Genomic DNA, 14,224 nt, shown 5'->3' with positions numbered 1-14,224 from the left:
ACTGGCAAGGTGATTAGCGTCCGCCAGGTCGGAATCGACGACCAGGTGATGCTGATAACCGACGGTGGCAAGGTGATCCGGTTGGCGGTCAAGGGCGTGCGCATCACCGGCCGCAACGCGCAGGGCGTTCACATGGTGCGGCTCGAGGGCGGCGAACGGGTTCGCGCTGTAGCGGGGATGGCCGAACGCGACGAGGATGACACTAACGGCAACGGTTCCAATGGCGCCGGTGACGCGGAAGAATCGGACGAGTAGCTAGTCCACTAACTATTGGCAAATAGTCAGACTAATAGTAACTGACTATGCCTTCGCGCTGGGCCGCGAAGACACTTTACTATACCACCGAGCCAGGTTCGTCTGTTCGGGCTGAATCCGGATATCTACGGTCCGCGCGAAGTCGATCATGCATAGTGTTGTGATATCCGCGATGGAGTATCGGTTGTCCGCGATGAATTCTCGATTGTTCAGCTCCGCATCGAGCCACGCGATGCGCTCGATCGCCGCACGCTTCTGAATCTCGCCGAATTCGGGGATCCGCCGCCCGCGGCCTTCTGCGACCTTGCTCAGGTGCGACCATACGTGTCCGACGGGCGCGAAGATTTCCAGCTCGATTCTGCGATTCCACATCTCGACCAGAGCTTTTTCGCGCGCGCCAACGCCAAACAGCGGCGGCGCCGGCTGGATCTCTTCGAAGTAACGGCAAATCGCGACGCTCTCCGAGAGACAACTGCCGTCGTCAAGTTCGAGAATCGGCAGTGAGCCGGACGGGTTCTTGTTGTAGAACTCCGGTGTGCGATTCGCATTGCGCATGATATCGACTTGCACCAACTCGAGGTCGATCCCCTTCTCCGCGAGGAAGATCCTCACTCGCCGCGGACTCGGCGCGAGCGTGAAGTCGTACATCTTCATGAGGCTTCCGCGGGCGGTTCTCCTGCCCCCGTCCCCTCGGCACTGTAAGCATCATCGGCAGCGGTCAGCGCCCTGCCCCGCGCGATCTCGAATCCCATCGAACCGAGGATTTCTTCCAGCGCGTTCAGCGCCAGCATCACATTTTCGCGCCGCGAGCCTTCTCCCATCAGGCCGACGCGCCAGATCTTGCCCTTGAGCGGTCCAAGCCCGGCCGCGATCTCCATATTGAACAGTCGCAGTAGTTCCGAGCGCACCTTCATATCGTCGATTCCCGCCGGTACAGCGATCGTCGTGAGCTGAGGCAGCCGGTATCCTTCCTGCGCGGCAAGCTGCAGACCCATAGCTCGCACTCCCGCCTGGAACGCAGCCGCGTTGACACGATGCCGCCGCCATCGCGCTTCCAGCCCGTCTTCGACGACGATTCGCAGCGCCTCGTAGAGCGCGTAGTTCATCGTGATCGGCGCCGTGTGGTGATACAGCCGGTCCGGCCCCCAATACTGCTCGATTAACGCGACGTCGAAGTACCACGAGCGGCACTTCGTTTTGCGCTTGCGCACCGAGTCCATCGCGCGCTCGCTGAACGTCACCGGTGAAAGCCCCGGCGGCGCGCCGATTCCTTTCTGCGTGCAGCTGTAACACGCGTCGATTCCCCACTTATCAATCTCGACCGGCACGCATGCGAGTGACGTCACTGCGTCGATTGCGATCATCGCGCCGTGGCGATGCGCCATCTCGGCAATCTCTTCGATCGGTTGATGTATCCCGGTCGAGGTCTCGGCGTGAACGACCGCGACCAGTTTCGGATTCTTCGCCGCCTTCAACGCTGCCGCGACTTTCGCTGGCTCGACGATCGTTCCCCACTCCGCCTCGACCTTGTGAACCTTTGCGCCTTGCCGCGACGCAACTTCCGCCATCCGGGTGCCAAACGCGCCGTTGACGCCGACCACGACCTCGTCGCCGTCCTCGAGCAGATTCGCCATCACGGTTTCCATCCCCGCCGAGCCTGTGCCGGAGACGGGAAAGGTGATCTCATTGGTGGTGCGGAACACGATGCGGAGGAGTTTCTTGATATTCTCCATGACCTTCAGAAAATCCGGATCGAGGTGCCCGACCACCGGCGACGCCATCGCTTTCATCACGCGCGGATTTACGTTTGACGGCCCTGGACCGAGCAGAATCCGCGCCGCAGGCCTGAGTTCTGGAAATGATTCCGCCACCTTCTTTTCTCCTTCAACTGCGCCGGAAACGGTAATCCGACTCGGTATCGCTTTCCTGAAAACAAATCGAACCTTGCTATTATGACCGCGAAGGATCAACCGCAAAAGCGTTGCTCGTGGTACAGTGCAGGATTGAACGCGCGGGCAATAGAAATGAGTAGCATCGACCGCAAACTTCTCGACGAGCTTCGCGAAATTCTTGGCGATGGCGGAATTGTCTCGCGCGCGACCGAGCTGAAAGTTTACGAGTGCGATGGTTGGACCGTCGAGAAGAGTATCCCAGATGTGCTGTTGCTCCCGCGCTCGACTTCGCAGTTGAGCGCCATCCTCGCCGCGCTGCACCGCCGCGGCGTTGCTTTCGTTCCGCGCGGCGCGGGCACCGGTCTCTCCGGGGGATGCCTCCCGCTGAACGCGCCCGCGATGATCTGCACGTCGAAGATGAACCGGATTGTCGAAATTGATCTCGACAATCGGCGCGTCGTGGCCGAAAGTGGCGTCGTCAACCTGCACATCACCAATGCGGTCAAGGCAAAAGGATTTTTCTACGCGCCCGATCCTTCGTCGCAAGTCGCATGCACGATCGGCGGCAACATCGCGGAAAATTCCGGCGGGCCGCACACCTTGAAATACGGGGTGACCACCAATCACGTGCTGGCCCTCGAGCTGGTCCTGCCGGAGGGCGACGTCGTCGAGCTTGGTGATCCTACCGAAGAGCGATGCGGCTACGACCTGGTCGGCGCGGTCGTCGGCGCGGAGGGCACCACCGGAATCGTCACGCGCGCAACGCTCAAGCTGATGCGCGAGCCCGAGAACCATCGCACGCTCCTCGCCACGTTTCCCGACGCCGACACCGCGACGCACGCAGTGTCGAAGATAATCGCCTCGGGGATTGTGCCGGCCGCGCTCGAAATGATGGACCAGCTGATCATTCAAGCCGTCGAACAGGCGTTCAACGTCGGCCTCCCACTCGACGCGGGCGCGGTGCTCATCATCGAACTCGAAGGGCTTGAGGCCGGCTTGACCTCGCATGCAGACGAGGTAACGAAGACGGCGCTGGCGGCGGGCGCGTCGAGCATAAGGCTCGCGCGTGACGAAGCGGAGCGCGCGCTGTTGTGGAAGGCACGCAAACGGGCTTTCGGAGCGGTCGGCCGCCTCGCGCCGAACTACGCGACGCAGGATGGCGTCGTGCCGCGAACCTGCCTGCCGCGGATTCTCCGCGTGATCGCCGACGTCAGCCGCCGCTACGACTTGCGCATAGGCAACGTGTTCCATGCCGGCGACGGAAATTTGCATCCGATCATTCTTTACGATGAGCGCGAGCCCGATCAGGTCCGCCGGGCAATCGAGGCCGGCCGCGAAATCCTCAAAGCCTGCATCGAGATGGGCGGCAGCCTTACGGGCGAGCACGGAATCGGCGTCGAGAAGATTGGGGAGATGGCGCTGATGTTCTCGCCCGACGATCTTCGCGTCATGACCGAGTTGCGTCACGTGTTCGATCCACTCGAGCGATCGAATCCCGGCAAAGTGATTCCGCAGCCGGGCACATGCGTCGAGGTTGCCGCGCCGCGCCGCCAGGTACCGATCTAGTCGCCGCAACGGAAATCGTGGCCGTCACTACATCCTCAAATCTCGCGAACCGGCTCGACTCGATCGTTGGGACCGGCCATGTACGCGCGCCAACCAATAGCGAGGCGCGCGCCGCGGATACGATCGTCGAGCCCGGGTCGGTCGAGGAAATTTGCGAGCTGGTCCGGATGTGCGAAGCGGATCGAATCGCGCTGGCTCCTATGGGCGCGGCGCGCTCGCTCGCCGTGATTCGCCCTTCGCCCGTCGCACTCGGCATCTCGATGGCACGCCTCGCGCGAATTGTCGCCTACGAACCCGACGACATGACGATTGTTGCGGAGTCGGGGATCACAGTCGGCGCGCTCAATACCGCGATGGGGTCTGCGCGCCAGCGGCTTCCCGTCGATCCTTGCAACCCCTCGGTGACAACTCTCGGATCGCTGGTCTGCGCCGCACATTCCGGGCCTCTGCGTCTCTCGGAGGGCACCTCGCGCGACCTGCTGATCGGCGTTCGCTTCGTCGGTCACGGCGGCAACCTCGTTCACGGCGGCGGCCGCGTGGTCAAAAACGTCGCCGGTTATGATTTGATGAAGCTGATGGGCGGTTCGTTCGGTACGCTTGGAATAGTAACTGAGGTGACGTTCAAAGTGCGGCCGGTTCCCGCTGAATACTGGGTCGCCGTGATTCCTTGTGCACGCGCCGCAGATGCGTTCGCCGCCGCGCGCATAGTCAACGACGCACTGCCACTGAGTAATCTCGATATACTAAGTCCATCTTTCGCAAGGCGCTTCAATTCTACCTTGCAGTTTCTTCTGCTGGCCGGTTTCTCCGGAAGTCCACTCGAGATCGGCTACCAGGCGGAACGCATTCGCGATTTGGTAGGTCCTCGCGGCGAGATTCTCGACGACGAAGCCGCTCTCAGGAGTTACGGGTTGTTGCGCGATCTCGATTTTCGCTCGGCTCCGCTGGCCGCGCAAATCGCGGTTCCACTTGCGCATCTCGGACGCGCGCTTGAAGCATGTGGCGACGATATTGAATTTCGCGCCCACGCCGGCTCCGGCGTCGCCCAGATTCTGCTGGCCGATGAACCTTCTGCCGAACGCGCGGTCAAGACAGTCGCGCGATGGCGTGAAGCCGCGCACTCGGCGCGCGGTACTCTTCGCCTGCTCGCCGCCACGCCTGCGATTCGTGATTCGCTGGAAGTTTTCGACACTCCCAACGCCGGCGCGCTATCGCTCATGCGCCGGCTAAAGGCCGCCTTCGACCCGGCCGGCATCTTCAACCCCGGATGCTTCGTCGGAGGCATCTGATGGCCGAGCCGAGCGTCACCTCATCGAATCCGGTTCGCGATGTCTGCGACTACGAATTGCTGTTCGACTGCGTTCATTGCGGGCTCTGCGCCGAGGCGTGTCCCACCTACATTGTGACGCGATGCGAGATGGACTCGCCGCGCGGGCGAATCTATCTGATGAAGTCGCTTGCCGAAGGTCGTATCGAGCTCGCTGACGATGCCGCGCGCCATCTCGATCTGTGCCTCGGATGCCGCGGATGCGAGACCGCCTGCCCGTCCGGCGTTCACTACGGCCGCCTGATCGAAGGCGCGCGCGCGTTCGTCGAGCAGGAGCATCGCCGCGGGCTCGTCGATCGAGTAAAGCGAGGCGCCGTCAGTGCGATTTTCCCGTACCCAAATCGTCTCCAAACGCTGCTCGCACCGTTGAAGCTGGTCGAGTGTCTGGGCTTGAGGTCCGCTCTGAGAGCCGTCATGCCGCGTACGATTCGCGATTGGCTGGATCTTCTTCCACCGCTTGAACCCGGCTCGCGCCCGCTCGCCAGCGGAACAACGATCGCACCTCGCGCGGACGCATCCACGGTCGTCGTGCATCACGGATGCGTCACGCAAGTGGTCGCGAATTCGGAAAACCTGAACACTGAGCGTCTGCTGGCTGCCGCGGGATATCGCGTCGTACAGATCGAACCGACCTCATGCTGTGGCGCGCTCGATCTGCATTCGGGTAACGCCGCGCGTGCCGGCAATTTCGCCCGCACCAATGTTCGCGCGCTGAAGAATTCCGGCGCAGACGCAATAGTATCGGCGGCGTCGGGATGTTCGGTGGCAATCGCCGAATACGGTGAACTGCTCAAGGACGAACCGGAATTCTCCGAAGATGCGCGCGCGGTTTCCTCCAGAGTCCGGGACTTGAGTGCTTTGCTGCTCGACGCGCCGGCAAATCCAAAGCGCGAATTTCGATGCCGCGTCACCTATCACGACGCTTGTCACCTCGCGCACGGACTCGGCGTGCGCGAAGCACCGCGCAAATTACTCGCTTCGATTCCGGGCGTCGAGATCGTCGAGATGCCGGAGTCCGATCTCTGCTGCGGCTCGGCCGGCTCCTACAATTTGACTGAGCCGGCAATGGCGCGCGAACTGGCGCGGCGGAAAGCCGACAACATCGTGGCGACAAATGCCGAATACGTTGTGCTGGCAAACCCCGGATGCGAGTTTCAGATCGCCGCCGAACTTCGCCGGCGCGGATCGAAAATCAAAGTCGTCCATCTGGCGGACTTTCTCGCCATCGCGTCCCAATGACGCTCTCCGAAATCAAGTTGTACTTCGCATATACGAGTCCGTACTCGTACCTCGCGATGCAACCCGCCTGCGACCTTGAACTGTCGCATCGCGTGCGCGTGCGTTTCATTCCTTACGGCGTGAACATCCGAAAAGTTTACGGGCCGCTCGATCGTGAAGACGCTGATCGGCGCAAGGTTCGCTATCTTTACATCGATGCGCGTCGAATCGCGAAGGAGCGCGGTCTCGTCATCTATCCACCGAAGAAGATTTTCAGCGCGCGCCTTGCATTCTATGGCGGCCTCTACGCGGCAAAGAAAGAACAGTTCCGGCCCTACTCCGATCGGGTGTTCGATCGATTCTGGAAACAGGAGCTCGATGTGGAAAGTCGCGACGCGATTTCAGCGATCGTCGCCGAAGTCGGTCTCGATTCCGCCGAATTTGTCCGCTATGCCGACATTGAAGCGCATGCCGATCTGGAGGCATGCTTCGCCGAGGCTGATTGCGACAAGGTCTTCGGTGTGCCGACCTTCATCGTAGGCGGCGAACCGTTCTGGGGCGAGGATCGAATCGAGTGGGTGATCCGCAAACTCGACGCGCAGGGCCTTCGTCGCTGAAATTCAGCTCTGAGTGATCGGAATATTCCGAGGCTGGGATTTCACGCGTTCGAGCCACGCCCTAGTCGCCGGATAGTCGCCCAGCTGGAAGCCGCCTTCTTCGGCGACATGCGTGTAAGCATAGAGCGCGATGTCGGCGATCGAGTAACTGTCGCCGACGAACCAGTCGCGCGACTTCAGATGCCCTTCCATCACCCCGAGCGCGTCATATCCGCGCGGACGCATCATGGTGTCGACGATCGCGCGACGAGGATCCGCCACGTCGGGATGCATCACCAGGTAGCGGACGCTCGCGATGTATGGTTCGTGACTGTACTGTTCGAAAAAGAGCCACTGAAGAACCTGCGCGCGCTGGAAACGATCGACCGGCATGAACGGCGTGCCCTCCGCAAAGTAGGCGATGATCGCGTTCGACTCGAACAGCAGTTCGCCATCGTCCAGTTCGACGGCGGGTATTCTGCCGTTCGGAAATTTGCGCAGAAATTCCGGCGTGCGGGTCTCGCCCTTCGTGATGTTGAGCTCGATCCGCTCGAACGGAATCGCAAGCTGGGTCAGCAGGAGGCGAACTTTGTAGCCGTTACCTGATATCAGATAGTCGTACAGGCGAATCATCAGAGTTCGGGACTCGAAGGCAGGAACGTCTCGCCCATCAGATAGGCGTCGACCGCGCGCGCGGCTTCGCGTCCCTCCCATATCGCCCACACCACCAGCGATTGTCCGCGACGCGTGTCCCCGGCCGCGAAAACTCCTGGCACGCTCGACATGTAGTTCTCACACTGCACGTTGCTCCGCGGATCGAGCTTGAGTCCGAGCTCCGAGATTATGCCGTCGGGCTCGGGGCCGAGAAATCCAAGCGCGAGCAGCACGAGGTCGCACTCGATTTCGAAATCGGTGCCCTGAATTTGTTCCATCACCATGCGGCCGTTGTCCGGCTTCCAGTTGAGGCGCACGCCGTGAAGCTTTTTCACCGCGCCGTTTTCGCCGGAGAACCTGCTCGTGTTCACGCTCCAGTCGCGCTGCACACCCTCTTCGTGCGAGCTCGAGGTGCGCATGATCATCGGCCAGTCGGGCCACGGCATGTCATCGGTGCGTTTCTCCGGCGGCATCGGAAGCAATTCGAACTGATGCACGACAATTGCGCCCTGGCGATTCGACGTGCCGAGGCAATCTGAGCCTGTATCGCCGCCGCCGAGTATTACGACGCGCTTTCCGTTCGCGGTGATCTCGGAGGCCGGCTCGAGTGCGTCGCCGAAGTTGCGCTTGTTCTGCTGTGGCAGGAAATCCATCGCGAAATGGATTCCCTTGAGCTCGCGTCCGGGAATCTGCAGGTCGCGCGGTTTGGTCGCGCCCATTGTGAGCGCGATTGCGTCGTACTTCGAGCGCATTTCGTCGGCATGGATATCGATTCCGACGCGGCAGTTGGTGACAATTTCGAGCCCCTCGGCCTTCATCTGCTCGACGCGCCGATTCACGATCCACTTTTCCAGCTTGAAGTCCGGAATTCCGTAAGTGAGCAATCCGCCGACACGATCCGACCGCTCGTAAAGCGTCACCGAATGTCCGGCGCGGGTGAGTTGCTGCGCGCAGGCCAGGCCTGCCGGTCCCGAGCCGACGACCGCGACGCGTTTGCCCGATTTGCGCGCGGGCGGCAGCGGCTTGATCCATTTTTCCGCCCACGCATGATCGATAATGTTTTTCTCGATCAGTTTGATCGTGACGGGATCGTTGTTGATGTTGAGGACGCAGGCTTCTTCACATGGGGCGGGACAAATCCTGCCGGTGAATTCCGGAAAATTGTTGGTCGCGTGCAGACGGTCGATCGCCTCGCGCCACCTGCCGCGGTAGATGAGATCGTTCCAGTCGGGAATGATGTTGCCGAGCGGGCATCCCTTGTGGCAGAAGGGGATTCCGCAATCCATGCACCGGGCACCCTGGGCGCGCAACTTGTCCTCGGGCATCTTGAGATCGAACTCGCGCCAGTCCTTCAGGCGTTCGCCGACCGGACGCCGCGAAGGAATCTCGCGCTTAATCTCCATGAAGCCCGTGATCTTGCCCATCGAAGCCGTGCTCTCCCGATTCAGGTCAGTCTTGATTAGTCAGTCGATTACTCACTCGGCTAAACCGCGGCCAACCGCGCGAGGTCGGAATCCATGTTGAGGTGCTGCCGTTCGAGCACCATCCGATATTCAGTCGGCAATACTCTCACAAATTTCCTCGTGTACTCGTCCCATTTGTCGAGGATTCGCCGCGCGACCTCGCTCTGGGTGTACTGCCCATGCCGCACTATCAGCGCGTGCAACTGCTTGAGTTCGTCCTGGCTGTCGATTGGACCCAACTCGACCATCCCAGGATTGCAACGCGAGGCGAACGAGCCGTCTTCGTCGAGCACGTAGGCAACTCCCCCGCTCATCCCGGCCGCGAAGTTGCGGCCGGTCTTGCCGAGCACCACGACCAACCCGCGCGTCATGTATTCGCATCCATGGTCGCCGACGCCCTCGACGACGGCATGCGCACCGCTGTTGCGCACCGCGAATCGCTCGCCGGCGACGCCGCGAAAGAACGCTTCGCCGCCGGTCGCGCCGTACAGCGCGACGTTGCCGATAATGATGTTGTCCTCGGCCTTGAACGTCGCTTCCTTTGGCGGGCGCACTGATATGAAACCACCCGACAGCCCCTTTCCGCAGTAGTCGTTCGCATCGCCCTCGAGATGGAGCGCGATTCCCGGCGCGAGCCACGCGCCGAAACTCTGACCCGCCGAGCCGTTCAGATGAATTTGAACCGTGTATGGCGGCAATCCCTCCGCGCCAAAGCGCCGCGACACCTCCGCCGACAGCATCGTGCTGACGGTTCGGTTCACGTTGCGGATGGGCAGATGAATTTCGACCGGTTTGCGATGCTCGAGCGCATCCTTTGCGAGCTCAATGATCTGGTTGTCGAGCGCCTTGTCGAGGCCGTGATCCTGTAGCTCTATACAATGCAGCGGCTCGTCCGGGCCGACGTCGGGACGTCGAAGAATATTGGCCAGATCGACGTTGCGCGCTTTCCAATGAGCTATCGCTTCGTTGGCATCGAGGCATTCGACGTGGCCGACCATTTCAGCAAGCGTGCGGAAGCCCAACTGCGCCATGTATTCGCGCAGTTCGTCCGCGATGAACATCATGAAATTCACGACGTGCTCGGGTTTGCCCGAGAACTTCTCGCGCAGCACTGGATCCTGCGTGGCGATGCCGACAGGGCAAGTGTTGAGATGGCAGACGCGCATCATGATGCATCCCGAGGCGACGAGCGCGGCGCTCGCGAAACCGAATTCCTCGGCGCCGAGGAGCGCGGCGACCGCGACGTCACGGCCGGTCTTGAGCTGGCCATCGGTCTCGACGTGGATTCGTCCGCGCAGGCCGTTCATCACGAGGGTTTGCTGCGTCTCGGCCAGTCCAAGCTCCCACGGAATTCCCGCGTGCTTGATCGATTGTAGCGGCGATGCGCCGGTGCCGCCGTCGTAACCGCTGATCAGCACGACGTCCGCTTTGGCTTTCGCCACTCCGGCGGCGATCGTGCCGACGCCGACCTCGGCGACCAGCTTGACGCTGATGCGCGCGCGATTGTTGGAATTTTTCAGATCGTGAATGAGCTGCGCGAGATCTTCGATCGAATAGATGTCGTGATGCGGCGGCGGAGAGATCAATCCCACGCCCGGTGTCGAGTAGCGAATCTTCGCAATGAAGTCGTCAACCTTGTGGCCGGGAAGCTGGCCGCCCTCTCCCGGTTTCGCGCCTTGCGCCATCTTGATCTGCAGTTCGTCGGCGTTGACCAGGTAATGACTGGTGACGCCGAAGCGCGCCGACGCGACCTGCTTGATCGCGCTGCGGCGGAAGTCGCCGTTGGCATCGCGCACGAATCGCGCGGGATCCTCGCCGCCTTCGCCGGTGTTGCTCTTGCCGCCGATGCGGTTCATCGCGATGGCGAGATTTTCGTGCGCCTCCTTGCCGATCGATCCGAACGACATCGCGCCGGTTTTGAAGCGCTTGACGATCTCGCTGGCGGGCTCGACTTGCTCGAGCGGCACAGGGGGCCGGCTGGAATTGAATTTGAGCAACGAGCGGAGCGTGGCGAGCGACCGACTCTGCTCGTCAACAGCCTTTGTGTATTCCTTGAACAGCCGGAAATTTCCCGAGCGCACTGAATGCTGCAAACGCGCGATCGTGTTCGGGTTGTACATGTGGAACTCGCCGGCGCGGCGCCACTGGTACTGACCGCCCACGTCGAGATCGCCGTCGAGATTCACCGCCACCTTGAACGCGTAGGTGTGACGCTCTGCGGTCTCGCGCGCGATCGCGTCGAGGCCGACGCCGGCCACTCGCGACGGCGTCCAGGTGAAGTACTTGTCGATCACGTCTTCGGCCAATCCGATCGCCTCGAAAATCTGCGCGCCGCGATAGCTCTGCGTCGTCGAGATCCCCATCTTCGACGCGACTTTCGTGATGCTCTTGCCAACGGCTTTGACGAAGTTGTGAACCGCGGTGTCTTCGTCGATGTCGCGGAGCTGGCCGTCGCGAATCATCCCGGCCATCGTCGCGTACGCGAGGTACGGGTTCACGGCGCCTGCGCCGTAACCGACCAGGAGACAAAAATGCATCGCCTCGCGCGGTTCTCCCGACTCGACGACGATCCCGGCGCGCGTGCGAGTGCCTTCGCGAATCAGATGATGATGCACGGCGCCCGTCGCGAGCAGAGCGGGGATCGCGGCCTGGTCCGCGTTCACGCCACGATCCGACAGCACGATTATCGTGTAGCCGGATTCGATCGCGTCGGAGGCCCTTCTGCAAAGGGTGTCGAGCGCAGCGCGAAGTCCGGCTTCACCGTCCGCCACGCGGTACAGCGTCGGCAGCGTGACGGTACGCAGGCCCTCGATGTCCAGCCGTTTGATCCTTTCGAGTTCTTCGTTGGTGAGAATCGGCTGCTTGAGTTGGAGCTGACGGCAATGACGCGCCGATTCCTCGAACAGATTATCTTCGGCCCCAATCGTCGTCTCGGTCGAGGTCACCAGCTCCTCGCGAATCGGATCGATCGGCGGATTCGTCACCTGCGCGAACAACTGCTTGAAGTAGTTGTAGAGTGGCTGAGGTTTGTTCGAGAGCACCGCGAGCGGAGTGTCGGTACCCATCGAGCCAACCGGCTCCTGCCCGTTCGTCGCCATCGGCGCGAGAATCATTTTGAGATCCTCGATCGTATAGCCGAACGACTGCTGTTGCTTGAGCAACTCGTCGCCCTCGAAGTAGTCAACCGCGGGGGCGCCACTTGCCTCGGGAAGCGACTCGAGTGTGACGAGGCTGCTGTCCAGCCATTCGCGATACGGCTGCCGCGCCGCCATCGACTCCTTGATCTCTTCGTCCTGCACGATTCTGCCGAGCGCGGTATCGATGAGAAACATTCTGCCCGGCTGCAGGCGCCCTTTGTGCGCGACGTTTTCCGGCGCGATGTCGAGCACTCCGGTTTCCGACGCCATCACGACCAGCCCGTCCTTGGTCACTGTATAGCGCGATGGACGCAGGCCGTTGCGATCGAGCACCGCGCCGATTCTGATTCCGTCGGTGAACGCGATCGACGCGGGGCCGTCCCACGGCTCCATCATGCACGAATGAAAATCGTAGAATGCGCGCTTGCTGTCGCTCATCTGCCGATCGTTCTGCCACGCTTCCGGAATCATCATCATCACGGCGTGCGGGATCGAACGGCCGGTGCGAATCAGCAGCTCGAGGCAGTTGTCGAAGGTCGCCGAGTCGCTGCCGTTGGGCTCGACTATGGGCAGCAGCTTCTTGATGTCGTCGCCGAACAGCGGCGACGAGAAGAGTTTCTCGCGCGCGACCATCCAGTTGATATTGCCGCGCAGCGTGTTGATCTCGCCGTTGTGCGACATGAAGCGGTACGGATGCGCGCGGTCCCAGCTCGGGAAAGTGTTGGTGGAGAAGCGCTGATGCACCATCGCGAGCGCAGACTTGAACGCGTCGTTGAGTAAATCGGGGAAGAACTGCGGTAGCTGCGTCGAGATCAATTGACCCTTATAAACGACGGTCAGTGCCGAGAGGCTGCAGAAATAAAATAGTTCGGGATCGAAGAGGCCGAGTCTCTCCGCTTCGGTCATAGCGCGCTTGCGAATCACGTACAGCTTGCGCTCGATCGCCTCGACGCCCTTCACTTCCGGACTGAACGCGATGAAGACTTGCCGGATCGCCGGCATCCCACGGCGCGCGATATCGCCGCACGCGGATTCCACCACCGGCACGTCGCGCCACCCGAGCAGCCGCTGCCCTTCCTCATTCACGATTCTCTCGAATGCGTCCTCGCACTCCTTCCGCTTCACCGCGTCCACTGGAAAAAAAACCTGGCCGACACCGTATTCGCCGGCCGCGGGCAGTTTGAATCCCAGCCGCGTCGCTTCGTTCGCGAAAAACTCGTGCGGAATCTGCGACAGGATTCCAGCGCCATCGCCCGTGCGCGGATCGCATCCGCAAGCGCCGCGATGCGTCAGGTTGTCGAGCACCTGCAGGCCCTTGGCCACAATGTCGTGCGAGCGCTCGCCCTTGATATTGACGACGAAGCCGACGCCGCACGCGTCGTGCTCATGCGCGGGATCGTAGAGGCCCTGCTTTTTCGGCATGCTTCGGTAGTTATGCATCATGACACTCGCCTTGGATCCGGGGGCGCAGATTTCGCGGAGGCATGACGATGGCGCCGGCCGTTGGTCGGCTCGCTCGAGTCGCCATTGGTGTGCGGCGAAATCAATCCGCGCTCGGTATGCGTCGACAGCACTACCATCGTCTCCGTCCGCGCCACTCCCTCGATCGAGCGGATCGCACTGATGAGCCGCTCGAGCGACGAAGTGTTCTCGGTTTTGACTTTCATCATGAGCGTGTGCTGGCCGGTGACGTGATGACATTCGAGAACGTCGTCGAGCAACGCGACGGATTCCTCGAACAGCGATATGGTTTTCGGATGCGCGATCGACACGCCGATAAATGCAGTGACGTCCTTGCCGAGGCGCGTCGCGTCAACGGTGGCGTGATAGCCGATGATGACGCCGCCGTCTTCCAGTTTCTTGACGCGCTCGTTGATCGAAGGCGCCGAAAGCCCGACTTGCTCTCCAAGTTTGACGAGCGGAATCCTGCCGTGTTCCTGCAGCAGGGCGATAATCTGCAGGTCAATAGCGTCGAGTTCGGGAGAATCTCCGCCGAATTTCATAAGGTTATCCTCGTCGAGTGGCGATAAAGATAGAAGGAAAGCAAAATTGTGTCAAGTGTTTATAAGGTGGCTATATAATAAAACATTGGTTTGTTCAGGTCAACAAGGCGCGC

Annotated in this window: 11 protein-coding genes; 5 read left to right on the top strand and 6 right to left on the bottom strand. The window is 61.2% G+C overall.

What is annotated here, in order from left to right:
* A partial coding sequence (locus tag VIW95_RS02205; RefSeq protein ID WP_331583583.1) for a DNA gyrase C-terminal beta-propeller domain-containing protein occupies positions 1-255 on the top strand: 255 nt, incomplete at its 5' end.
* Positions 256-300: 45 nt separating this feature from the next.
* On the opposite strand, the gene VIW95_RS02200 is transcribed toward VIW95_RS02205, so the two are convergent.
* Together VIW95_RS02200 and VIW95_RS02195 are read right to left on the bottom strand one after the other, a co-directional pair.
* Positions 301-909 (bottom strand): glutathione S-transferase family protein, encoded by a 609-nt coding sequence (locus VIW95_RS02200; RefSeq protein WP_331583581.1) that lies wholly within the window; start codon positions 907-909, stop codon positions 301-303.
* Complete coding sequence (locus VIW95_RS02195; RefSeq protein ID WP_331583579.1) at positions 906-2,126, bottom strand: alanine--glyoxylate aminotransferase family protein; 1,221 nt, start codon at positions 2,124-2,126, stop codon at positions 906-908. Before VIW95_RS02195 ends, VIW95_RS02200 begins: the two co-directional genes overlap by 4 nt.
* 153 nt (positions 2,127-2,279) lie before the next feature.
* On the opposite strand from VIW95_RS02195, the gene VIW95_RS02190 reads away from it, so the two are divergent.
* From VIW95_RS02190 to VIW95_RS02175, 4 genes are read left to right on the top strand one after another with little or no spacing between them, the layout of a single operon-like run.
* Positions 2,280-3,713: an FAD-linked oxidase C-terminal domain-containing protein gene (locus VIW95_RS02190; RefSeq protein ID WP_331583577.1), complete on the top strand. Its 1,434-nt coding sequence runs from the start codon at positions 2,280-2,282 to the stop codon at positions 3,711-3,713.
* 17 nt (positions 3,714-3,730) lie between these two features.
* A complete protein-coding gene (locus tag VIW95_RS02185) occupies positions 3,731-5,002 on the top strand; it encodes an FAD-binding oxidoreductase (RefSeq protein WP_331583575.1) in 1,272 nt (423 codons plus the stop codon).
* Positions 5,002-6,279 (top strand): (Fe-S)-binding protein, encoded by a 1,278-nt coding sequence (locus VIW95_RS02180; RefSeq protein ID WP_331583573.1) that lies wholly within the window; start codon positions 5,002-5,004, stop codon positions 6,277-6,279. The genes VIW95_RS02185 and VIW95_RS02180 overlap by 1 nt, the downstream gene beginning before the upstream one ends.
* Positions 6,276-6,875, top strand: coding sequence for a 2-hydroxychromene-2-carboxylate isomerase (locus tag VIW95_RS02175; RefSeq protein WP_331583571.1), 600 nt, complete (start codon positions 6,276-6,278; stop codon positions 6,873-6,875). The genes VIW95_RS02180 and VIW95_RS02175 overlap by 4 nt, the downstream gene beginning before the upstream one ends.
* A 3-nt stretch (positions 6,876-6,878) precedes the next feature.
* On the opposite strand, the gene VIW95_RS02170 is transcribed toward VIW95_RS02175, so the two are convergent.
* From VIW95_RS02170 to VIW95_RS02155, 4 genes are read right to left on the bottom strand one after another with little or no spacing between them, the layout of a single operon-like run.
* Positions 6,879-7,487: a glutathione S-transferase family protein gene (locus tag VIW95_RS02170; RefSeq protein ID WP_331583569.1), complete on the bottom strand. Its 609-nt coding sequence runs from the start codon at positions 7,485-7,487 to the stop codon at positions 6,879-6,881.
* A complete protein-coding gene (locus tag VIW95_RS02165; protein WP_331583567.1) occupies positions 7,487-8,932 on the bottom strand; it encodes a glutamate synthase subunit beta in 1,446 nt (481 codons plus the stop codon). Before VIW95_RS02165 ends, VIW95_RS02170 begins: the two co-directional genes overlap by 1 nt.
* Positions 8,933-8,991: 59 nt before the next feature.
* On the bottom strand, positions 8,992-13,530 hold the full coding sequence (gltB, locus tag VIW95_RS02160) for a glutamate synthase large subunit (RefSeq protein WP_331583565.1): 4,539 nt from the start codon (positions 13,528-13,530) through the stop codon (positions 8,992-8,994).
* A gap of 17 nt (positions 13,531-13,547) precedes the next feature.
* Positions 13,548-14,111 carry an Lrp/AsnC family transcriptional regulator gene (locus VIW95_RS02155; RefSeq protein ID WP_331583562.1) on the bottom strand — a complete coding sequence of 188 codons (564 nt, stop codon included), beginning with the start codon at positions 14,109-14,111 and terminating at the stop codon, positions 13,548-13,550.
* Positions 14,112-14,224: the final 113 nt, after the last annotated feature.

Source organism: Binatus sp. (SeqCode) (assembly GCF_036522015.1).
Classification (GTDB): Bacteria; Desulfobacterota; Binatia; order Binatales; family Binataceae; genus Binatus.
This window is presented reverse-complemented; position numbering and strand designations above follow the sequence as displayed.